The sequence below is a fragment of the Prevotella multiformis DSM 16608 genome (genome assembly GCF_000191065.1).
Classification (GTDB): Bacteria; Bacteroidota; Bacteroidia; order Bacteroidales; family Bacteroidaceae; genus Prevotella; species Prevotella multiformis.
In genome coordinates, this window is record NZ_GL872282.1 from 552519 (window position 1) to 572884 (window position 20366).

The 20366-nt window shown below is 56.5% G+C and carries 17 protein-coding genes; 5 read left to right on the forward strand and 12 right to left on the reverse strand.

Going from position 1 to position 20366, the window contains the following annotated elements; genetic code table 11:
* Position 1 precedes the first annotated feature (1 nt).
* Positions 2–1534, forward strand: coding sequence for a RagB/SusD family nutrient uptake outer membrane protein (locus tag HMPREF9141_RS02335; protein WP_007366827.1), 1533 nt, complete (start codon positions 2–4; stop codon positions 1532–1534).
* A gap of 1054 nt (positions 1535–2588) precedes the next feature.
* On the opposite strand, the gene HMPREF9141_RS02340 is transcribed toward HMPREF9141_RS02335, so the two are convergent.
* A complete protein-coding gene (locus tag HMPREF9141_RS02340) occupies positions 2589–3383 on the reverse strand; it encodes a DUF4738 domain-containing protein (RefSeq protein ID WP_007366828.1) in 795 nt (264 codons plus the stop codon).
* 79 nt (positions 3384–3462) lie between these two features.
* On the reverse strand, positions 3463–4017 hold the full coding sequence (gene rfbC, locus HMPREF9141_RS02345) for a dTDP-4-dehydrorhamnose 3,5-epimerase (protein WP_007366829.1): 555 nt from the start codon (positions 4015–4017) through the stop codon (positions 3463–3465).
* Between the two features lie 234 nt (positions 4018–4251).
* Between rfbC and HMPREF9141_RS02350 the strand changes: the two genes are divergently transcribed.
* Positions 4252–5250 carry an HU domain-containing protein gene (locus HMPREF9141_RS02350; RefSeq protein WP_503121328.1) on the forward strand — a complete coding sequence of 333 codons (999 nt, stop codon included), beginning with the start codon at positions 4252–4254 and terminating at the stop codon, positions 5248–5250.
* Positions 5251–5433: 183 nt separating this feature from the next.
* A complete protein-coding gene (locus HMPREF9141_RS02355) occupies positions 5434–5967 on the forward strand; it encodes an FHA domain-containing protein (RefSeq protein ID WP_007366833.1) in 534 nt (177 codons plus the stop codon).
* A 348-nt stretch (positions 5968–6315) separates the two neighbouring features.
* Here HMPREF9141_RS02355 and HMPREF9141_RS02360 read toward each other — a convergent pair whose 3' ends face one another.
* Entirely contained in the window at positions 6316–7665 is a 1350-nt protein-coding gene (locus HMPREF9141_RS02360) for an alanine/glycine:cation symporter family protein (protein ID WP_007366834.1), read from the reverse strand.
* Positions 7666–8487: 822 nt separating this feature from the next.
* Entirely contained in the window at positions 8488–8814 is a 327-nt protein-coding gene (locus tag HMPREF9141_RS02365) for a hypothetical protein (RefSeq protein WP_007366837.1), read from the reverse strand.
* Between HMPREF9141_RS02365 and HMPREF9141_RS13235 the strand changes: the two genes are divergently transcribed.
* Entirely contained in the window at positions 8813–8962 is a 150-nt protein-coding gene (locus HMPREF9141_RS13235; protein ID WP_007366838.1) for a hypothetical protein, read from the forward strand. The genes HMPREF9141_RS02365 and HMPREF9141_RS13235 overlap by 2 nt on opposite strands.
* On the opposite strand, the gene HMPREF9141_RS02370 is transcribed toward HMPREF9141_RS13235, so the two are convergent.
* Positions 8920–10188: a coproporphyrinogen-III oxidase family protein gene (locus HMPREF9141_RS02370; RefSeq protein WP_007366839.1), complete on the reverse strand. Its 1269-nt coding sequence runs from the start codon at positions 10186–10188 to the stop codon at positions 8920–8922. The genes HMPREF9141_RS13235 and HMPREF9141_RS02370 overlap by 43 nt on opposite strands.
* Before the next feature lie 207 nt (positions 10189–10395).
* On the opposite strand from HMPREF9141_RS02370, the gene fusA2 reads away from it, so the two are divergent.
* Complete coding sequence (gene fusA2 / locus HMPREF9141_RS02375) at positions 10396–12558, forward strand: elongation factor G2 (protein ID WP_007366840.1); 2163 nt, start codon at positions 10396–10398, stop codon at positions 12556–12558.
* Positions 12559–13357: 799 nt separating this feature from the next.
* On the opposite strand, the gene HMPREF9141_RS02380 is transcribed toward fusA2, so the two are convergent.
* The 7 genes from HMPREF9141_RS02380 to HMPREF9141_RS02410 all read right to left on the reverse strand — a co-directional run bounded on the left by HMPREF9141_RS02380 (position 13358) and on the right by HMPREF9141_RS02410 (position 20023).
* Complete coding sequence (locus HMPREF9141_RS02380; RefSeq protein ID WP_007366842.1) at positions 13358–13906, reverse strand: glutathione peroxidase; 549 nt, start codon at positions 13904–13906, stop codon at positions 13358–13360.
* A 201-nt stretch (positions 13907–14107) separates the two neighbouring features.
* Positions 14108–14254: a hypothetical protein gene (locus HMPREF9141_RS13525; protein ID WP_169309939.1), complete on the reverse strand. Its 147-nt coding sequence runs from the start codon at positions 14252–14254 to the stop codon at positions 14108–14110.
* 18 nt (positions 14255–14272) lie between these two features.
* Positions 14273–15163 carry an RluA family pseudouridine synthase gene (locus HMPREF9141_RS02390; RefSeq protein ID WP_007366844.1) on the reverse strand — a complete coding sequence of 297 codons (891 nt, stop codon included), beginning with the start codon at positions 15161–15163 and terminating at the stop codon, positions 14273–14275.
* 341 nt (positions 15164–15504) lie between these two features.
* Positions 15505–16182: an NUDIX hydrolase gene (locus HMPREF9141_RS02395; protein ID WP_007366846.1), complete on the reverse strand. Its 678-nt coding sequence runs from the start codon at positions 16180–16182 to the stop codon at positions 15505–15507.
* A gap of 180 nt (positions 16183–16362) precedes the next feature.
* Entirely contained in the window at positions 16363–17523 is a 1161-nt protein-coding gene (gene galK / locus HMPREF9141_RS02400) for a galactokinase (RefSeq protein ID WP_007366847.1), read from the reverse strand.
* 89 nt (positions 17524–17612) lie between these two features.
* Positions 17613–18896, reverse strand: coding sequence for an MFS transporter (locus HMPREF9141_RS02405; protein ID WP_007366848.1), 1284 nt, complete (start codon positions 18894–18896; stop codon positions 17613–17615).
* Between the two features lie 35 nt (positions 18897–18931).
* Positions 18932–20023: an aldose epimerase family protein gene (locus tag HMPREF9141_RS02410; RefSeq protein ID WP_007366849.1), complete on the reverse strand. Its 1092-nt coding sequence runs from the start codon at positions 20021–20023 to the stop codon at positions 18932–18934.
* Positions 20024–20366: the final 343 nt, after the last annotated feature.

The following is a 20366-nucleotide window of genomic DNA, read 5'->3' on the forward strand; positions in this document are numbered from 1 at the left end:
TATGACCATCCATAGAAAAATCCTGCTGCCCCTGGCCGTCCTTCTGGCGGCTCTGTCTTCCTGCACAGGCAACTTCACAGACGTGAACCGGCCGGGCAGCAGACTGTCGCCCGAGGAGCTGCAGCGCGACAACTATGCCGTCGGCTCCTTCCTCATACAGATGCAGGGCGTGGCCTTTCCCGAACAGGAGAATGCCTACCAGACGATGATCGACTTCGTGGGCAACTACCTGGGACGCTACACGACCTACACCAAGGTACTGCCGAAGAACCACACCCTGTTCAATGCCGCCAACAACTGGTGCGCCTGGCCGGCATCGTATGCACCGGGGCTGGTATCGGCCTTCAATGCGGTGGTGAAACTGAACGGAAAGGAAAAGGTGTCGTACGCCTGGGCGCTGATACTCCGCACACAGGCCTTCCTCCGCTTCACGGACATCTACGGACCGTTCCCGCTCAGCAGGGATGCCCATCATGCTGAGGTGTATTCCTCACAGCGGGACATCTATCTGCACCTGATCGACGACCTGAATGAGGCCACGGCCTTCCTTGCTTCAGACCGCAGCCTCGCCGAAGAGAAGGTCGTCTTCGCCCCTTACGACCTCGTCTACAAAGGCGACTTCGACAAGTGGCGGAAGTTCGCCAGCTCGCTCAAGCTGCGCATCGCCATCCGCATCAGCAACGCAGAACCGGCCATGGCACGCGCACTGGCCGAGAAAGCCGTAAGGGAAGGGGTCATCGAACGGAATGCCGACAACTGCACGGTCGCCTGCAACAAGTCGGGGCTGTGGACGACGGCCGTATCATGGGGCGACAGCCGCATCTGCGCCGACCTCGAGAGCTACCTGACGGGCTACAAGGATCCGCGGCTGGACAAGTATTTCCTGCCGGCAGGACAGCCGGGACCGCGCAGGTTCATCGGCTGCCGGGCCGGCGCACTGACAGGGAGCAACTTCCTCGCCAAGCGGCTCTACTCCACCGCCAACGTGTCGGAGACGACACCGGGGGTATGGCTGACGGCCTCGGAGATGGCTTTCTGTAAAGCGGAAGGCGTGCTCCGGGGATGGGACATGGGCGGCGGAACGGCAAAGGCATACTATGAACAAGGAGTGACCCTCTCCTTCGAGCAGTGGGGAGCGAACGGAGCAGCCGACTACCTGCTGGACTCCACATCCACGGAGGCCGACTATACAGACGCCCCCGGCGGATTCGGAGGCGACTGCCCCCGGCAGTCGGACATCACAATCCGGTGGGATGACAGCGCACCGCCGGCCGAGAAGATGGAGCGGCTGATCGTACAGAAATGGATCGCCCTCTATCCCGACGGACAGGAGGCATGGAACGAGATACGGCGGACAGGATACCCGCATATCTTCCCCGTTCCGCAGCCGACGAACGGATACAGCCTGCTGACTCCCAACAGAATCCCCTTCGACAAGAACGAACAGATCAACAACCCCCGAAATTACTACAAGGCGGTGGAATATCTGGGAGGAGCAGACGACTATGCGACACCGATGTGGTGGCAAAGGTAAAAAAGGCTCTTCAGGATTTCGGAGTGATGGGGGTGTCTCGTAAGTCGATGACTTTGATGAAATATCACACAGAGGCAGGGAGCTGTTGAAAAGGTAAAAAGGTAAAAGAGTAAAAAGGTAAACATGACTCTGTCATGCCGCCGCCCTGCCCTCCTGTTACTCCTGTCCTACTCCATTCTATCTTTATCAGGGTTTCTTGTCCGCTTGCCTTACCCTCCAGCTCCTTTCTCTCCCCTGACCTTCAGGGTTCTCTGTGCCCTGCTTCCCCTCAAAGGCTCTGTGAGTTCCGTGGCTCCGTGAGAAAACACACCCCGGAAGATGGCGTTTCCGCACGAAATCAGGCTCTTCCGTTAAATGCGCAGATGCTTTTCATATAGCTTTAACGGATGAACCGAAGTGATTGATGAAACAAAAACATGGCCAAGACTGTCAACTGCCGATCCTGTCATCAGCCTCCGAGTCAAAGACCTTTTCATTTTAATACGTTGAAAAGACAGATAGGATTTTGAAAAACCATTACATAATTTCAAACAGATCATCTGTAAATGTAAAGAACACGTGCAAAAAAACGAGTTTGTAACCAGCAGTCAATCAATCGGTTGTCAAGTCGTTTGTAAAAGGTGCCTGATTGGACTTCAAAAGGGCGTTGGTAACACGCTAAAGGAGCACCCATTGCAGATCAATCAGGCATCTTTCAGGAGCCAGAAGAGCATGTGTCAGCTTTGAACTGCATAAAAATATTTACAAACACCGATCATCTGAGAATAAGTTGTTTGTAGAAGACGGAAAGACAGGCTGACGGGCAGGCATCGTATCAATTTGTCTTTTCTGCATTTTATCCTGTAGTTTACCCTCCTTTGCAAGACCCTCCGTTTTGGGAGAGTCATACTATGCAAGTACACAAGCCCTTTATTCTATTCCTGTCCATCCATTTAACGGAAGAACCCATTTTTTGTCCGGAGGCGACAAGACAGCAGATATGTGATGCTTATTTATGACAACCCCTCCTTACAGGGTATGCAGACAGAGAACCTCCCCGAAAGGCAGCCGCTTCTCAACGCAGTTTCTTGCTCATCCTGCCGTCCGGTGTCACGCGCAGTTCTATCACGTAAGTCGTGTCGGCATCGGGAATCCCGATGATGACATAATAGTACAGTGCCTTCGCATCGGCACGGGTGAAGTACATCTTGCGGAGAATACTGCGTGAGAGAAAATCCCTCGGGACAAGCGACTGGAACTCCTGCTTGCGGAAGTCATGGGCGAAGACCGGAGTACCATGGTTGAAGAGACGCAGGGAAGCCACATTGTCAAGATACATATTGTCAACCTCTACGCCATTGTCATTGTAGGTAGACTTGATGACCTTGTCGGAGGTGGTCTCCACATGGACCCTGCTTTCAAAATATCCCAAGTCCGTGCGGATTACCGTGTCCTGCGACTCCTCCCGGAAAGTATTTACCGCATAGACATGATAGCTGAAGGCCGAACGGAGGGTCTTGTCTCCGCTCTTCACCAGTCTCACCTCGTCGCCGTTCTGGTTGGCGAATTTCAGCAGATGGGGCGCCTGCTTTTCTATCTTATAGCCGTGCAGCGTCTTTCCCTGCAGGTAGAGCGTGTCCTGATAGACCCAGAAACGCACAGGCATGCTGGCCGAATCGGGATAGAAGATGCTGTCGCCCTTCACCAGCATGGCAGGGTCGCTGCTCTCGCCGTTCGTCCACAGCCCCTGCAGCATCTCCTTCGCCTGCTTGTCCTCATGCGACTGCTGATAGTCGGCACCGCGGTTGCGGCAGGCTGCCAGCAGCAGTGTCAGCAGTACCAGTACACTGACGATTGTCTTCTCTTTCATAAGCAAGGATCAATAGATTTCAACATACTCTCCGCGGCCGGAATGCCTGACGGACATCCACGGCTGCCCTTCGCAAGTCTCAGTCAAACAGCCAGGCGTCCTTCAGAGCCACCCCCTTGTTGAGGTCTTTGTCTGAAAGCACGACATCCTTGGCATCCACAGGCCATTCAATGCCTATCGTCCCGTCGTTCCAGCGGATGCTCGCCTCGGCCTGCGGCGCATAGACATTGTCTACCTTGTACGTGAAGATCGCTTCATCGGAAAGGACGAGGAAGCCATGGGCGAAGCCCCGGGGAATGAAGAACTGACGTTTGTTGTCTTCAGACAGCTCCACCATAACGTACCTGCCGAAGGTCGGTGAGTTCTTGCGGATGTCGACAGCCACGTCCACGACCCTGCCCTTGATGACACGCACCAGCTTGGCCTGCGAGAAGTCGCCTTTCTGATAATGCAGTCCACGGAGAACCCCATAGCCCGACTTCGACTCGTTGTCCTGGATGAACTCGACGTGATGTCCGATATGCGCATCGAACTCGGCCTGTTTGAACGACTCAAAGAAGTAACCTCTTGCGTCATTGAAAACCTTGGGTTCAATGACCCATACCCCGTCAATGTCAGTCTTTCTATACTCCATCGTATTTGTTTTTAGATTACAGCAAGGCAGCAGCACAGGCAGCCTGCCTTATGCAAAGGCAGAGCCAGCGAGCGCAATGAGAGCCTGCTCGCAGATTGCCGAGCGCAGCCTGCCTTATGCAAAGGTAATAAGAATTGTTGATTATAAAAAGCTTTATCGACTTTTTCAACCTCCGCAGGAGATTTTAAGATACGGCTCTTGGAACTTCCGAATAAAATAAGTAATTTTGCAAGCGTGATAAAACTCGACCGACATATTGAGATACTCCTGCTGGAGAACGACTGTGTCATTGTCCCGGGGCTGGGAGGCTTCGTCGCCCATCATGTCTCTGCAAGATATGATGCAAACGACGGCCTGTTCCTTCCGCCTTACCGTACCCTAGGGTTCAATGTGCAGCTGAGGATGAACGACTCGCTGCTGGTGCAGTCGTATGTGGATGCGTACGACATGAGCTACCCCGAGGCGCTCCGTCAGATCGAGCATGAAGTCGATGAGATTTACCACACGCTCGGCGAGGAAGGCTCCGTCGAGCTGTCCGACCTCGGCTGCCTCTCCAGAAACCCTGAGGGGAAACTGGTGTTCGAGCCTTTCGAAAGCGGCATCCTCACCCCGTCTTTCTACGGTCTGAGCAGCTTCGACTTCGGGAAGATCGTCGCCGGCAACGCCGATGCGGACCAGCCGGAGACGGCCGGACGCAAAAGCTCCAGGCACAGGATCGTGTACATCGACCATTCGGACGGACAGGACAAGCGGATCAGCATCAGCATGCGTGCCGTCCGGAATGTCACGGCAGCTGCCGTCTTCCTCACCGCCGTCTTCCTCGTGGCTTTCCCCGGGACGACACGCAGGGGAATGCCCGAACAGCAGATGAAGAGCGGTGTCCTCTACAACATCTTCGACTCCAGCGACACCCCGAATACGTCCGAACTGTTCAGGCCCATGAGGGCGGAAAGCCGCTTTGCCGCAACCGCCGGTACACGGACTGCCCCGGCCTCCACGTCCCATTACTGGACCATTGTCATGGCGAGCCACGTCACGGAAAAAAACGCACGTGCCTTTGTCGCCCGGCTGAAGAAGCAGGGGCTCGAAGATGCCCGTGTCTACGAGGGGTCGGAAAGCACGAAAGTACTTTACGGCCGCTTCCCGAGCCGGAAAGCAGCATACGACAAGATGAAAGTCCTCACCTCGACTACCGAGTTCAAGCAGGCGTGGGTGTTAGAAATCGGAAAGTAAGAATCTTCCCGCCATCCTTTCAGGAGAGAAGCGACCGCGGAGAACCCGCCGGGACAGCCTCCCTGCCACCCCCACTCCGTTTTTTCACGTCCGCCCCCTCTGCCGCCTCCCGTCTCCTCTTCCCTCTTTTCAGAGGAGAGTGCCGCCGAAGGGGCTTTGTCATTCCACCATTATCCATTCTATATGAAACGCGTCAGATGTCCTAAATGTGACAACTTCATCACCTTCGACGAAACGAAATACAAGTCCGGACAGCGGCTTGTCTTCCAGTGTCCGCAATGCGGAAAAGAGTTCGGCATCCGCATCGGCGTCTCCAAACTGCGCAAGACACAGAAGGAAGAGAACCGCACCCCTGCAGCATCCGAACAGGAAAACGAGTTCGGTTCACTGCACGTCATCGAGAATGTATTTCATTTCCGGCAGGTCATCCCGTTGCAGATGGGAGAGAATGTCATCGGCCGCTACATGAAAGGAAACCCCATCAACTGCCCGATAGAGACGGTCGACCCCAGCGTGGACATGACGCACTGCACCGTCACCGTCAGCCGCGACAAGCACGGGAGGCTTCAGTATGTGCTGCGCGACGGACCGTCTAACACCGGCACTTTCGTCGACAATGAAATCCTCGGCGACCGTGAACGGAGGGTGATCGAAGGGGGAACGCTCTTCACCATCGGTGCGACAAGCATCATCCTCCATACACCGGAAGAGGATTGACAAGGAAAGACTTTCCGCAAGTGCGGACCTTGCAGGGCAGAGGGCGCCGCATAGGAACGTGATGCCTGCCGGACGGCTACGGCCGGACAGAGGGCGGAAACGGCGCCGTCCCGGTAGGATCCGGACCGTTTCATCTTCCCCTTCCCGCTGATTCCGGACCGGCCGGGAGGACTTCATAAGCAGGCAAAACCGCAGGAGGTGTGCCAGACATTGCCGAGTTCAGGCGATGTCCGGCACACCTCTTTTTTGTCGGAAGCTCCCTCCTTGCAGGAGAAGCCGGCTCCACGTCACAAGAAGCCGGCATACAGAGACCGCCCCTCTGGCCTCCGCCACAGGCACTGCCGTCCGTCAGGCCTTTGCCTTGCGCCGGGCAAGGAAGTTCCTGTAGATCTTCTTCACCTGCGGGGCCAGAAGCACGATACCGACCAGGTTGGGGATGACCATCAGACCGTTGAATGTATCGGCAAGCTCCCATACGATGTCAGCCGCAAAGAGACAGCCGACGAAGATGCAGCCGACGACGACCCCGCGGAAAGGCTTCACCCCCTTCTTGCCGAACATGAACTTGATGTTCATCTCAGCGAACATATACCAGCCGATGATGGTCGTGAAGGCGAAGAACAGCAGGCTGACGGCCAGGAATATGATGCCGCTCTCTCCGAACGCCGTCTCGAAGCCGGCCTGCGTAATGGCGACCGACTTCAAAGACGTATTCTCGAAAGAACCGGTCAGCATGATGACAAAGGCGGTCGACGAACAGATGAGCACCGTGTCGACGAACACACCCGCCATGGCCACGAAGCCCTGCTCCGACGGATCCTTCACATCGGCAAGCGCATGGGCATGAGGAGTAGAGCCCATACCGGCCTCATTGGAGAACAGGCCGCGGGCCACGCCATACCGGATGGCATACTTCATCACCGTTCCGGCCGCGCCGCCGCCGGCCGCCTCCATCGAGAAGGCATCGTGGAAAATCGTGCGGAAGACGTAAGGCAGATGGTCGGCGAACATGAAGATGATGACCAGTGAACCAATGATGTAAACGACCGCCATGAACGGTACGAGCAGCTCGGCGAGGGAGATGATGCGCCGCTGTCCGCCGATAATGACGACGGCGACCACCGCCGCCAGCACGAAGCCTACGATGTAGGGAGAAATGTGGAAGGCGTTTGTCAGGGCAATGGAGATGGAATTGGCCTGTACCATATTGCCTACACAGCCCAGGGCGAAGACAATGGCAATCGAGAAGAACACGGCCAGCCACTTGCTGCCCAGACCGTAATAGAGGTAGTAGGCGGAACCGCCCACCGTCTCGCCGTGGTACTCTTTCTTGTACTTCTGCGCCAGCACGGCCTCGGAGAAGATCGTACTCATGCCCAGCAGGGCGGACAGCCACATCCAGAAGATGGCCCCCATGCCGCCGGTGGCGATGGCGGTCGCCACGCCGCCGATGTTTCCCGTACCGACCTGTGCCGCCACGGCCGTGGCAAGTGCCTGGAAGGAACTGACCTTGTTCTCGCCGGGGTTCTTCTTCTTGAAGACAGGCCCGAAGGCATACTTGAACGCCAGGTTCAAATGCCTGATCTGCGGGAATCCAAGATAAACCGTGTAGAAAATGCCTACACCCAGCAGAGCATACATGAGAAAATGATTCCATAGCAACTCGTTAAACGCTTTCACGATGTCTAAAGCAGTCATAGTTTTGTTTAGATTTTGATATTAGTAATAGAAAGCAGCGTATCCGCTGCCCGATTGTCTGTGACTTCCAAAGAATAAATTTCGGCGCAAATATAATATTAATTCTGATACAATGCAAGTATATCAGATGGAAAAACAAAAGATTATAGAAATTCATGCCTCGCTTGCAGACGGATGATAGTTTTTGATATATGGACAATGACAAGCAGTGCCTGAAAAAACAAGGGATTGCCAAGACTTAGCGGGCATGGCCTCCGATGCGCAGCTCCCTTTCAACAGGCTTCGCCATATCGTCCGATGCAAGCAGCCCCCTTTCCTTCCAAGGAATGAGGCGATGCCGAAAGCAGCCTCCGTCTTGACAGGCTGGACTCCTCCAACAGAAACAGACTGTTTCAACACGCATTCCCGAGTGAGGAAACGGCCTTCCTCCGTTAAATGCGTGGATGCTTTCCGTATGGCTTTAACAGGAAAACCGGAGTGATTCATTTCGGATAGTCATACCCTGCAAGCGTATAAGCCTTTATCCTTTCCAATCTACGCATTTAACGGAAGAACCGGAAACGGCCTTCTATGTCTTCCGTGAACCCTGCCGCCAGACAGGAAGCCGTCAAGCCGTTCATCTGCATTCCGCCACGCCCTCCTCCTTTCATGGCAAGCCGTCCGCTCTACGGCGGCAGACCGCAAGGGTGTGAACGCCCGACACGGATGGCATTCACCGCCCGCCCGACCGGTGGCGGACACCGGCACACCGGCGGAAGGGGGAAAGCCGGTCCGTCCCGGCCGCCGTCCTCCACCGTCCGTACTGTGATGCCGAAGGCACGGTCATCCGTCAACCGACTTCCGATACTGCCTTTTGATTTCCTCCTCGACCTCCTCCAGTGTCTCTTTGCCGCCCAGCAGGCTCCTGACGAACCGGTAGCCGAGCCAGATCAGCACCATGCCGACGAGCGCAAGGAGATATTGCAGGAGAATATTCTTTACGAGCGTCTTCATAAAGTTCTCGCAGATGACGAAGCCGGCGATGAAGACGACATAGTCTGTCCAGCCCCAGCTGCTGTAACTGCGTGCAATACGTTGATACGTTTCGTTGTTGGCGAGAACCTTGTCACGGTTCTCCGCCCATTTCACTTCAAATTCTTCGTTGGTCATGATGATGAATGGTGATTGGCAATGGCAGGACTGTCAGCGGCGGCAGGCGATGCAGGACGAGAAGGAAAGGGGATGGCAAGCAATGGCGGGAGGGAGAGCGTCGGCCTACACTTTCATCAACTCGCTCATCACCGAGTCGCTGACATAGATGCCTTTGCGGGTAAGGTGCAGCCATCCGCCTTTTTCTTCCAGCAGCCCCTGCCGCTGCAGCGGCAGGGCAAGGTGCATGAGGTAGGTGCGGTATGCGGCGGAGAGCGAGGCGAGTTCTATACCCTCGCAGGTGCGGAGAGCCGTCAGTACCGTGTCGTTGTAATGAGTGTCAGCATCGATCCGCTCCTCCTCGCACGGCAGCCGGTCTTCCCGGATGGCGTCCATGTAGGCCCTGATGTCCGATACGTTCCAGCTCCGTTTTCCGTTGCCGTATGAGTGGGCGGCGGCACCGATGCCGATGTAAGGGACATCATGCCAGTACGCACTGTTGTGCCGGGAACGGAAAGGACTGGGGGATTTGAGGGTTGAGGTTTGAGGTTTGAGGTTTGAGGTTTGGGGTTTAGGGGCCGGGCTTTCATCGTCGGGAGCAGGCGTGAGCCGGGCGAAGTTGCTGATTTCATAATGCTCGTAGCCGGCATCGCCCAGCCGGTCGACGAGCGTGTCGTACATCCGCCGGTAAAGTTCGTCATCAATCTCCCGGACCTTCCCGGCCCGGAGAAGGCGGTGGAGCGGCGTCCCCTCCTCGTACATGAGGCTGTAGGCGGAGACATGCTCGACATCCAGTCCGAGCAGGCGGTCAATGTCTTCGTTCCACTCTTCGAGCGTCTCGCCCGGAAAGCCGAACATCAGGTCCACGGAGATGTTTCCGATGCCGGCCTCCCGCAGGCGGCTGACCGCCGTCCCCACCTCCTCTGCCGTATGCCGGCGATGGAGGAACCGCAGGCGGCGGTCAGAGAAAGTCTGCGCCCCCATGGAGATGCGGTTGACAGGCAGCGAGTGCAGGCTGCGGGCGAAGGCCACGGTCACATCGTCGGGATTGCACTCCATGGTGATCTCCATGGGAGCGGCGGATCCGCTGCGGCCGCCCCCCCCGCCCCACCGGTTCTCCGTGCGGTACACCCTCCCGATTGTCCGGAACAGCTTCTGAAGGCTCGGGAACGAAAGCTGCGAGGGCGTGCCCCCGCCCAGATAGATGCTGGACAGCTCCGCCGGTGCTCCGCCGTCCCTGCCGCCTTCCTTCAGTTCCATTTCATGGCAGAGGGCATCCACATACCGCTCTTCGACCGGGCGTGCCCCGACCCTTTCGGACGGGACGGTAGAATAAAAGCCGCAGTAGATGCAGCGGCTGGCACAGAAAGGGATGTGTATGTAAAGTCCTGCCATGATGCCGGGGATACGTATATATATAATATGTGAAACACGATAAGCACTGCAAATGTACTAATAAGTTTTAAAAGATAGTACTTTTCCAGCAGGAACTTTTGGCACTCTCGCAGGAAATGCCTAACTTAGACGGCTGAAAAGACGAGTTCCGGCTTGTCCCATGAGACGAATAAGCAAATTATTACTAACAGCTTAAATCTATCAGATATGAGAGTATATCAGACAAACGAGATCAAGAACATTGCCTTGGTCGGCAGTGCGGGTAGCGGCAAGACGACGCTTGCCGAAAGTATGTTGTTCGAAGCTGGTGTAATCAAACGCCGCGGAACGGTTGAGGCAAAGAACACGGTCAGCGACTATTTCCCTGTCGAGCAGGAATACGGCTACTCGGTGTTCCCGACGGTGTTCCATGTAGAGTGGAACAACAAGAAGCTGAACATCATCGACTGCCCGGGCAGCGACGACTTCATCGGCGGCGCCATCACGGCACTGAACGTGACCGACGAAGCCGTCATCCTCATCAACGGACAGTACGGCCCGGAGGTAGGCACACAGAACAACTTCCGTTATACCGAGAAGCTCAAGAAACCTGTCATCTTCCTGATCAACCAGCTGGATTCCGACAAGTGCGACTTCGACAACCTCATCTCCAACATGAAGGAGATCTACGGATCGAAGTGCGTGCCGGTGCAATACCCTATCGAGACCGGACCGGGATTCAACAGTCTGATAGATGTCCTGCTGATGAAGAAATACAGCTGGAAGCCGGAAGGCGGCGAGCCGACCGTCGAGGACATTCCGGCCGACCAGATGGACAAGGCGATGGAACTGCACAAGGCGCTCGTCGAGGCGGCTGCCGAGAACGACGAAGGGCTGATGGAGAAGTTCTTTGAAGAGGAGACCCTCACGGAAGACGAACTGCGCGAGGGCATCCGCAAGGGGCTTGTCACCCGCTCCATCTTCCCGGTCTTCTGCGTATGCGCCGGCAAGAGCATGGGTGTGCGCCGCCTGATGGAGTTCCTGGGCAACGTCGTTCCGTTCGTCGACGAGATGCCGAAGATACACAACACGCGCGGCGAGGAGGTCGCTCCGGACAGCAAGGGTCCGGAGTCGCTTTACTTCTTCAAGACGGGCATGGAACCGCACATCGGTGAAGTGAGCTACTTCAAGGTGATGAGCGGATGCGTGAAACCGGGCGACGACCTGACCAATGCCGACCGCGGATCGAAAGAACGCATGGGGCAGATCTATGCCTGCGCCGGTGCCAACCGCATCCCGGTAGAGCAGCTGAATGCCGGCGACCTGGGCTGCACGGTGAAGCTGAAGGACGTGAAGACGGGCAATACCCTGAACGGAAAAGGCGCTGACCAGCGTTTCGACTTCATCAAGTACCCCAACTCCAAGTACTCACGTGCCATCGAAGCGAAGAACTCCCAGGACACGGAGAAGCTCATGGCCGCCCTGCTGAAGATGCGGCAGGAAGACCCGACATGGGTGGTGGAGCAGAGCAAGGAACTCCGGCAGACCATCGTCCACGGACAGGGAGAGTTCCATCTCCGTACCCTGAAATGGCGGCTGGAGAACAACGAGAAGCTGCAGGTTGTCTTCAAAGAGCCCAAGATTCCTTACCGGGAGACGATTACCAAACAGGCAAAGGCCGAATACCGCCACAAGAAGCAGAGCGGCGGTGCCGGCCAGTTCGGCGAAGTCCACCTGATCGTCGAGCCCTACGCAGAAGGAATGCCGGATCCGACAACCTACAAGTTCAACGGACAGGAGTTCAAGATGAACATCAAGGGGCGCGAGGAGCGCGACCTGCCCTGGGGCGGCAAGCTCGTCTTCATCAATTCCGTTGTCGGCGGTGCCATCGACGCCCGCTTCATGCCGGCTATCCTGAAAGGTGTGATGGACTGCATGGAACGCGGGCCGCTGACGGGCAGCTATGCACGTGATGTCCGTGTGATCGTCCACGACGGCAAGATGCACCCGGTCGACTCCAACGAGCTTTCCTTCACCCTGGCAGCCCGCCATGCCTTCTCGGACGCCTTCAAGGCGGCAGGCCCGAAGATTCTCGAGCCTATCTACGACCTGGAGGTATTCGTGCCCGGCGACTACATGGGCGACGTGATGAGCGACCTGCAGGGCCGGCGTGCCATGATCATGGGCATGGACTCTGAAGCCGGTTACCAGAAGCTGCAGGCGAAGATTCCACTGAAGGAACTTTCCAATTACAGCATCTCGCTGAGCTCGCTTACGGGCGGCCGTGCAAGCTTCACGACCAAGTTCGCAAGCTATGAGCTGGTTCCGAACGACCTCCAGCAGAAGCTGATTGCCGAGCATGAGGCGGAAGTGAAGGAAGAGGAAGAATAAGACGGAAGAGGGGGAGAATTCCCTCCGTCCGGCAGACAAGCATGAGAGAGGGTGTGTCAGGACGACTGTCAGCAGCAGTCATCCCGGCACACCCTCTTCCGTTACCACCGGGCAGGCGGCACGTCCGTTTCCTCTGTACGGCCGGCCCCGCCCGCATCGTCCGCCCGGCCCCGGACAGGCACGCCAATGGGAAACGGATATATCAGATTTATTCCCATATCATCGGTGTTTGTAAACTGTTTTCATGCAATGCAAAGCAACACATGCCCTTCTGGCTTCTAAAAGGTGCCTGATTGACTTGCAGCAGGTGCTCGCTTAGCGTGTTGCCAACGCCCTTTTGAAGTCCAATCAGGCACCTTTTCGGGGCGGCTTGGCAAGCAATTGATTTACTGCTGTTTGCAGACTTGCTTTTGGCACGTGTCTTTTATATTTGCAGCTGATTTATCCGAAGTTATGTAATGGTTTTTCAAAACCTTGTCTGTATTTTCAACGCATGAAAATGAAAAGGCTTTTGTATCGGAGGATGACAATAGAATAGACAGACAAGACCGTCCTGGCTATGTTTTTGTTGAATGAATCACTTCGGTCTTTCCGCTAAAGCCAAACGGAAAGCATCCACGCATTTAACGGAAGAACCTCAAATAAGGCATACGCTGAAAGTCCACCGGATGGACTTTCAGCGTATGCCCTTATCGTCTGCCGCATCTCTTCCCTGCGGCAGGGTTTCCTGTCCGTTACGGTCTCGGCCGGCTACCGTTCCCTTCTCCCTCCACAAGCTGGAGAAGCCGGAACCGTCTTCTTACAGCAGCGCCTCAATCTCACGGGCGATATGTTCGATCTTCTCCGTCGGTTCGAAGCGGGCAACGACCTGCCCCTTCTTGTTGATCAGGAACTTGGTGAAGTTCCATTTGATGTCCGCCTTCTCCTTGTAGTCAGGGTCGGCTTCGGAGAGCATCTTGTCGAGAACAGGATAAAGCTCGTGCGTCTCGTCCCAGCCGGCAAACCCCTTCTGCTCCTTGAGGAACTTGAAAAGCGGATCGGCATCGTCGCCGTTCACCTTCACCTTCTTGAAGCGCGGGAACTCCGTACCGTAAGTGAGCTTGCAGAACTGATGGATACTCTCGTCAGTACCCGGAGCCTGCTGCCCGAACTGGTTGCAGGGGAAATCGAGAACCTCAAAGCCCTGTGCATGGTACTTCTCGTAGAGTGCTTCCAGCTGGTCGTAGGTCGGGGTGAAGCCGCACTTGGTGGCTGTGTTGACAATCAGCAGCACCTCGTTCGCATACTCTTTCAATGATACTTCCTTACCTTTTCTGTCCTTGACAGAGAATTCATAAACTGTTCTCATTTCTGTTTTTATCGTCTCTTTATGTAAAATGCCTGTTTGGTTACACGTTGCAAATGTACGAATTTTATTTTGTTTTCAACTTCATTGTCCGAAAGATTTTATCGGAACGGACGTAGGGCAGAACCAGCCGGCGCGGATCCGGACGGCCGCCGGACGTTCCGTAAAGCGCCAGGCCGCCGGCTCATCCGACGCAGAGAGGACTTACAGGAGTGCCAGCACACAGCCGATGACGGCAAGCACGACAAGGGTGATGAAGATACGGACAAGACAGCCGGTCACTTTCCTGACGAGAAAGAGGCCGAGCACAAGTGCCGCAAGCAGGGCGATGTAAAGCTGTAGATGTTCCATGGGGAAAGCCGTTCTCTGTTATTTGAACAGATGCCGGAATGCGGTCGGAACCGGCGTCTCGAACTCCATACGCTGATGGTTCACCGGATGATAGAAGCAGAGCACATAGGCGTGCAGGCAGAGCCGGTGCAGCGGGTCATCGCCGTTGCCGTACTTCACATCGCCGCAGACAGGATGCCCCATGTCGGCCGAATGGACACGGATCTGGTTCTTCCGTCCCGTCTCCAGCCGGTATTCCACGAGACTGTGCGCCACCGTGCGGTCGAGGACACGGAAATGGGTGACGGCGTACTTGCCGCCATTGTCTACCGGAGAGCTGTAAGTGACATACGCCTTGTTGTCCTTCAGCCAGTTGGCGACCGTCCCCTCCTCCTGTTCCATCTCACCGCTCACGACAGCGATATAACGGCGGTCGTAGACGATGTTGTGCCAGTCGCGCTCCAGAAGCTGTTCGGTCTGCATGTCCTTGGCGTAGATCATCAGGCCGGACGTGTCACGGTCGAGACGATGCACCACGTGCGCCGTACACTTCTGCCGGGTCATGCGGAAATAATCGTCGAGGACGGTCTTCACGTTCAGCGAGGCGTGCCCGGCGGCCATCGAGAGGATTCCGGTGTTCTTCTCTACGACCACGAGAAAACGGTCTTCGTAGATGATCTTCACATACCGGCTGCGGAACTGGTCGTTCTTCTTGCTCTTGCTGACCGATACCTTGTCGCCCGCCTGCAGCGGATGGTCGAACTGCGTGACGCACTTGCCGTTCACTTTGATGCCGCGGTTCTGCAGCGTCGCCTTCACCTTGCTCCTGCTCTCCTTCAGATTCGCCAGCAGCCATTCGAGCAGCGGCGCCGACTCCGCCACCCGGTAATGTGCATATTTCTCCTGCGTGTAGGGATTCTTTCTTATCATGCTGCAAATGTACAAAGAATAAATAGAACAGCAATCCATTTTACGGCACAATCTGCCGGACCGCAGCCAGCCGCCGCCTGCAATGCAGGAGAATCCATGCGATACGGCTTATTGAAGAGAAAGAGACCGGGCGGCTGCAGGGAAAGGACAGGGAACGACCGGAGGAGAGCCCCCATCCGCCCGCTGCCCCCCCCGGATGAACAGAGGATGCGCCATCGGGGGTACCCTGTCCGCAGGAAAATCCCTGCAGGGCGGACGGCATCCGGGAAGATGAGGCAGAGCGTTCCCCGCCGGACAGAGCCGTCCGGTCTGTCCGGCAGCCTTCCGTCCCGTCCGCACGTCTACAACTTGTAGACAGAGGTGTCCTTGAAAGCCTGCCGGTTGAACCGGTACAGGGCGGCACCCCGCTTGCTTGTGACCTTGTCGATGAGGTCGGTCTTCTCGATGAAGTCGGTCTGCTTGATGCGTTTCCGGAAATTCCGCTTGTCGACCTCCGTCCCGAGAATCGCCTCGTGGACGTGCTGCAGCTGTGTGAGGGTGAACAGTTCCGGCAGCAGGCTGAGGCTGACCGGGGTTCTGTTGAGCAGCTTGCGGAGCTGGCTCAATGCCATCTGCACCATGGCGATGTGGTCGCCGTAAAGCTCGGGGATCTTGTCGATGTCCACCCACTGCAGGTCGTTCTTCTCCAGCAGCTGCCGGTCGTAATCCGGTGCGTTGATGAGTGCGCAGTAGGCGATCGATATGACGCGGTCGCCGGGGTCTCGGTCAGTCTCCCCGAAGGCGCCCACCTGCAGCATATAGATGTCCTTGATGCCCGTACACTGGCAGAGCACCCGGTTGGCGGCCTGCTTGAGGCTCTCGTCTTCCCTGACGAAGCCGCCGTACAGGGACAGCTTCCCGCTTCCCGGTTCTACCTTCCGTTTGCCGACAAGCAGTCTGAGCTTCTTGTTCTCGAAACCTAATACGATGCAGTCCACCGATACCAGAATCTTAGGTTCTCCCTTGTAGTATTCGTTCATGTTGTAGATTTTTTGATTAGCGATGTAATGTTGTTTCCTTTACATGGTACAGATCCGCATCCGGCAGACGGCTCCAGACATGAAGAGCTGAATCCCTCGCGAGGAATCCAGCTCTTCCGTGTTTCCGTCCTGTGTGTCGTCCCTGCGAGAGGGACCTCATGTCCAGATGTAGAAGGCGTTTCAGCACACTTTGTGCGAACCCTCACTGATGACCACGGGATATACCTCGGGGGCGTGGCCATACTTCGCATTGAACTTCTCGGTCGCATCGGCGACGAACCTGTCGTACAGCTCGTCCTTGACGAGGTTGATGGTGCAGCCGCCAAAGCCGCCGCCCATGATGCGCGAGCCGGTCACGCCGTTCTCACGGGCGAGGTCGTTGAGGAAATCGAGTTCCTCGCAGCTTACCTCGTACTCCTTGCTGAGGCCGTGGTGGGTCTCGTACATCTTCTTTCCGACGGTCTCGTAGTCGCCTGCCACGAGGGCGTCGCAGACAGCGAGGACACGGTCCTTCTCGCCCAGCACGAAGTGGGCGCGTCTGTAGTCTTCGGCGCTGACTTCCGCCTTCACGGCCTCCAGCTCGTCCCAGTCGGCATCCCGCAGCGTCTCGAACTTCTTGCCGGGGAAGTGCCTGCCCAGTGCGGCGACGACGTTCTCGCAGCTTCTGCGGCGGTCGTTGTAGGGGCTTCCTGCCAGTTCGTGCTTCACCTTCGAGTTGACGAGCACCAGCCTGTACCCCTTTGGACTGAACGGGAAGTACTCGAACTCACGGCTGCGGCAGTCCAGGCGCATCAGCTTCCCTTCCTGTCCGAAGACGCTTGCGAACTGGTCCATGATACCGCAGTTCACGCCGATGTACTTGTGCTCCGTTGCCTGTCCGGCGAGAGCGATGTCCCATTTCGGCACCTTGTTGCCGGCAAACAGGTCGTTCAGCGCACAGCCGAAGCAGCTCTCCATGGCTGCCGATGAGCTCATGCCGGCACCGAGAGGGACGTCGCCGGCAAAGGCGATGTTGAACCCTTTCACGTCGACGCCGAGTGCCTTGAACTCCTGTATCATGCCGTAGATGAAGCGGGCCCATGTGGCGCGCGGCCCTTTCGGGTCGTCTACTTTGAACTCCACCCGGTCCTTGAGGTCGATGGAGTAACACATCACGGTGTCCGTACCGTTGGGGCGTACTTCCGCCATGATGCCTTTGTCTACGGCACCGGGGAAGACGAAACCGCCGTTGTAGTCGGTGTGCTCGCCGATGAGGTTGATACGTCCCGGCGAGAAGTAGATGCTGCCGGTCTTGCCGTCGAAATGTTTGATGAAACGGCTTCTTACAAATTCTATATCCATGTCAGTAAGGTTTTTAATTGTTTGTCAGCGTTATGTGATAAGGCAGGTGCCGGGAATCCTCCTCGATGGGGATTTGCCGCCGTTTTCTTTCAATCCTTTTTCACCGGCCGTGAACCTGCCAGCGCATAGAAGAGCATGTAGCCCAGCATGGCGACAATCAGCCAGTAGCTCTGGATGTCGCCGACTTTGGTCGCCGTCAGGTTCTGGATCAGCGGCATGACGCCGCCGCCGACAACCATCGTCATGAAGAGGCCGGAAGCAGTCGCGGTGTACTTGCCGAGTCCTTCCGTCGCAAGGTTGAAGATGACACCCCACATGACGGACGTGCAGATACCGCAGAGAATGATGAGCAGCACCTTTGTCGGCACCTCCGCCCGGATCAGCGTGCTCTCGGCCAGATCGGGTACGGTCAGGCTCATCTTGCTTGTCTCCGGCATGAAGATGGCGACAAGGAGGAGGACGATGGCCACGGAGGAAGTCACAGTGAGCTGCATACGGGAGGACACCTTGCCGCTGATGAAGGCACTCACGAAGCGGCCGACGAGCATCAGCAGCCAGTAGACACCGGCGATCAGACCGGCGATGACGGCACTGCCGAGCACGCCGCCCTCTGCCACCGGCTCGCTGAGGTAGAACAGGAGCTGGCCGGGGATGCCGACCTCGATGCCTACGTAGAAGAAGATGGCCACGATGCCGAGTACCAGCTGACGGTAGCCCAGTGCGCCCTTGATGCCGGCCAGCACGTCCGACTTCTCCGTCTCAGGCTCTGTCAGCTGTGTGAACCATACGATGACGAACGATGCGGCGAAGATGGCGAGGGCGATGAGCAGCAGCGGCGTGACCGCCTTGAGGGAGGTGTCCTTCGTGATCTCGCTGATCATGGAGCCGGCCAGCATCGGGGTCAGCGTGGCAGCGAGCGAGTTCAGCGAACCGCCGGTCTGGATGAGCTGGTTGCCGCGGTTGCCGCCGCCGCCGAGCAGGTTCAGCATCGGGTTGACGACCGTGTTCAGGATGCAGACGCAGAAGCCGCATACGAAGGCGCCGAGCAGGTAGACGACATACGTGCCGAGGGCATCTCCGTCCATCGTACTGGAAACATACTGGATGGCGATGCCGACGAAGCCGAGGGCCAGGGCGACGAGGGCGGTCTTCTTGTAACCGTATCTGGTAATCATCATGCCTGCGGGAATGCCCATGAACAGGTAGGCGGCAAAGTTCATCATGTTGCCCATCATGCCGGCCCATTCATAGTGCTGCTTCCAGATGGTGCCGAACGGTGCGGCCATGTTGGTGACGAATGCGATCATCGCAAACAGGAACATCATGGTGATGATGGCCACCAGCGTCCCTCTTTTCTTTGTTTGATTTTCCATTTTTATGTTTATTGATTTGATTCTATGCGGGTTGCCTATTTCTCCACCCCGAACTTATAGATGGTCTTCTGCGTGTATTCCCGGCCCGGCTCCAGTACGACCGACGGGAAGTAAGGATGATTGGGACTGTCAGGGAAGTGCTGTGCCTCGAAGCAGATGGCACTCCGGCGCGGGAAGGTCGCCCCGTGCTGCCCCTTGAAACCGTCGGCCCAGTTGTGGGTATAGACCTGTACACCCGGCTCGGTGGTATAGACCTCCATCGTCCTGCCGCTCTCCGGCTCTCTGATGCGGGCTGCGAACGACAGCTCGCCCTCCTCCTTCTTGTTCAGGACGAAGCAGTGGTCGTAGCCGGCACCGATTCTTATCTGTTCGTTGTCGGCGTCAATGTCCTGTCCGACCGGTTTCGGCGTGCGGAAGTCGAACGGCGTGCCGGCCACCTTCAGGATCTCGCCCGTCGGGATGGAAGTCTCGTCGATGGGGAGGTAGAAGTCGGCGTTGACCTGACACTCCAGGTTGTCCACGGTCGGCGTGGGATCGGCGATGCCGGCTAGCGAGAAGAAGCCGTGGCTGGTAAGGTTGAGGACCGTTCTTTTGTTGGTTTTGGCAGAATACTTGATGACAAGCTCGTCATCGTCAGTGAAGGAGTAGGCCACCCAGACTTCCAACTCGCCGCTGAACCCTTCTTCTCCATAAGGAGAGGTGTACTTCAGCACGACAGCGTGCCCGTTTACCTGCGTGGCATCCCATACCTTCGCATTGAATCCTTTCCGCCCGCCGTGCAATGCGTTGGGGCCATTATTGACGGCGATGTGGTATTCCTTTCCGTTCAGCTGGAAGCAGCCTCTGGCAATGCGGTTGCCGTAGCGGCCGATGAGGGTGGAGAGATAAGGCTCCGGGGAGCTGATGACGTCCTGGATGTTGTCATGCCCCTGTATGACGTTCGCCAGCCTGCCGTCTCTGTCGGGAACCATGATGGCGACGATGGCTCCGCCGTAGTTGGTGACGGCAACCTCGTTGCCCTTGGCATTCCGGAGTACGTAGAGGTCTGTCTTCTTGCCGTCGAGCGTGGCCTGGAAGTCCTCTCTCTTCATGCCACAAGCATATCGCGTCTCTTCGCTGTTTACCATGATGTTTTGTTTTTAGTTACTGTTCAATGACCTGCAAAGTAAATAAAAATAAACGGAAACAGCAAACGAAATGCAGGAAATAAGCCTTTTGGGGTGTGTTAAAAACAATTAACCCTCCATCCGGGGGTGCCTGCGTGCTCTGCCGCTGCCGGTATGCGTTCGTGCAGGAGGTCCGCCTCCTCTGGCCTGTCTGCACAAATCTGCCCGATTTCCGCCGGCTGTCCCTGCATCCGTCGGACGCTGTCCGGGCAACAGAACAGACCGGGGGCAGACCGGACAGAATCTTCCGGATCCTCACGATGGGAAAAGGGCGAAATGATTTCCGTTCCTCAAAAGAAAAGAA

What these genes read in the sequence shown, in the direction of transcription:
- HMPREF9141_RS02335 (WP_007366827.1), top strand. Translation starts at nt 2, where the DNA reads ATGACCATCCATAGAAAAATCCTGCTGCCCCTGGCCGTCCTTCTGGCG.
- HMPREF9141_RS02340 (WP_007366828.1), bottom strand. Translation starts at nt 3,383, where the DNA reads ATGAAAGAGAAGACAATCGTCAGTGTACTGGTACTGCTGACACTGCTG.
- rfbC (WP_007366829.1), bottom strand. Translation starts at nt 4,017, where the DNA reads ATGGAGTATAGAAAGACTGACATTGACGGGGTATGGGTCATTGAACCC.
- HMPREF9141_RS02355 (WP_007366833.1), top strand. Translation starts at nt 5,434, where the DNA reads ATGAAACGCGTCAGATGTCCTAAATGTGACAACTTCATCACCTTCGAC.
- HMPREF9141_RS02360 (WP_007366834.1), bottom strand. Translation starts at nt 7,665, where the DNA reads ATGACTGCTTTAGACATCGTGAAAGCGTTTAACGAGTTGCTATGGAAT.
- HMPREF9141_RS13235 (WP_007366838.1), top strand. Translation starts at nt 8,813, where the DNA reads ATGATGATGAATGGTGATTGGCAATGGCAGGACTGTCAGCGGCGGCAG.
- HMPREF9141_RS02365 (WP_007366837.1), bottom strand. Translation starts at nt 8,814, where the DNA reads ATGACCAACGAAGAATTTGAAGTGAAATGGGCGGAGAACCGTGACAAG.
- HMPREF9141_RS02370 (WP_007366839.1), bottom strand. Translation starts at nt 10,188, where the DNA reads ATGGCAGGACTTTACATACACATCCCTTTCTGTGCCAGCCGCTGCATC.
- fusA2 (WP_007366840.1), top strand. Translation starts at nt 10,396, where the DNA reads ATGAGAGTATATCAGACAAACGAGATCAAGAACATTGCCTTGGTCGGC.
- HMPREF9141_RS02380 (WP_007366842.1), bottom strand. Translation starts at nt 13,906, where the DNA reads ATGAGAACAGTTTATGAATTCTCTGTCAAGGACAGAAAAGGTAAGGAA.
- HMPREF9141_RS13525 (WP_169309939.1), bottom strand. Translation starts at nt 14,254, where the DNA reads ATGGAACATCTACAGCTTTACATCGCCCTGCTTGCGGCACTTGTGCTC.
- HMPREF9141_RS02390 (WP_007366844.1), bottom strand. Translation starts at nt 15,163, where the DNA reads ATGATAAGAAAGAATCCCTACACGCAGGAGAAATATGCACATTACCGG.
- HMPREF9141_RS02395 (WP_007366846.1), bottom strand. Translation starts at nt 16,182, where the DNA reads ATGAACGAATACTACAAGGGAGAACCTAAGATTCTGGTATCGGTGGAC.
- galK (WP_007366847.1), bottom strand. Translation starts at nt 17,523, where the DNA reads ATGGATATAGAATTTGTAAGAAGCCGTTTCATCAAACATTTCGACGGC.
- HMPREF9141_RS02405 (WP_007366848.1), bottom strand. Translation starts at nt 18,896, where the DNA reads ATGGAAAATCAAACAAAGAAAAGAGGGACGCTGGTGGCCATCATCACC.
- HMPREF9141_RS02410 (WP_007366849.1), bottom strand. Translation starts at nt 20,023, where the DNA reads ATGGTAAACAGCGAAGAGACGCGATATGCTTGTGGCATGAAGAGAGAG.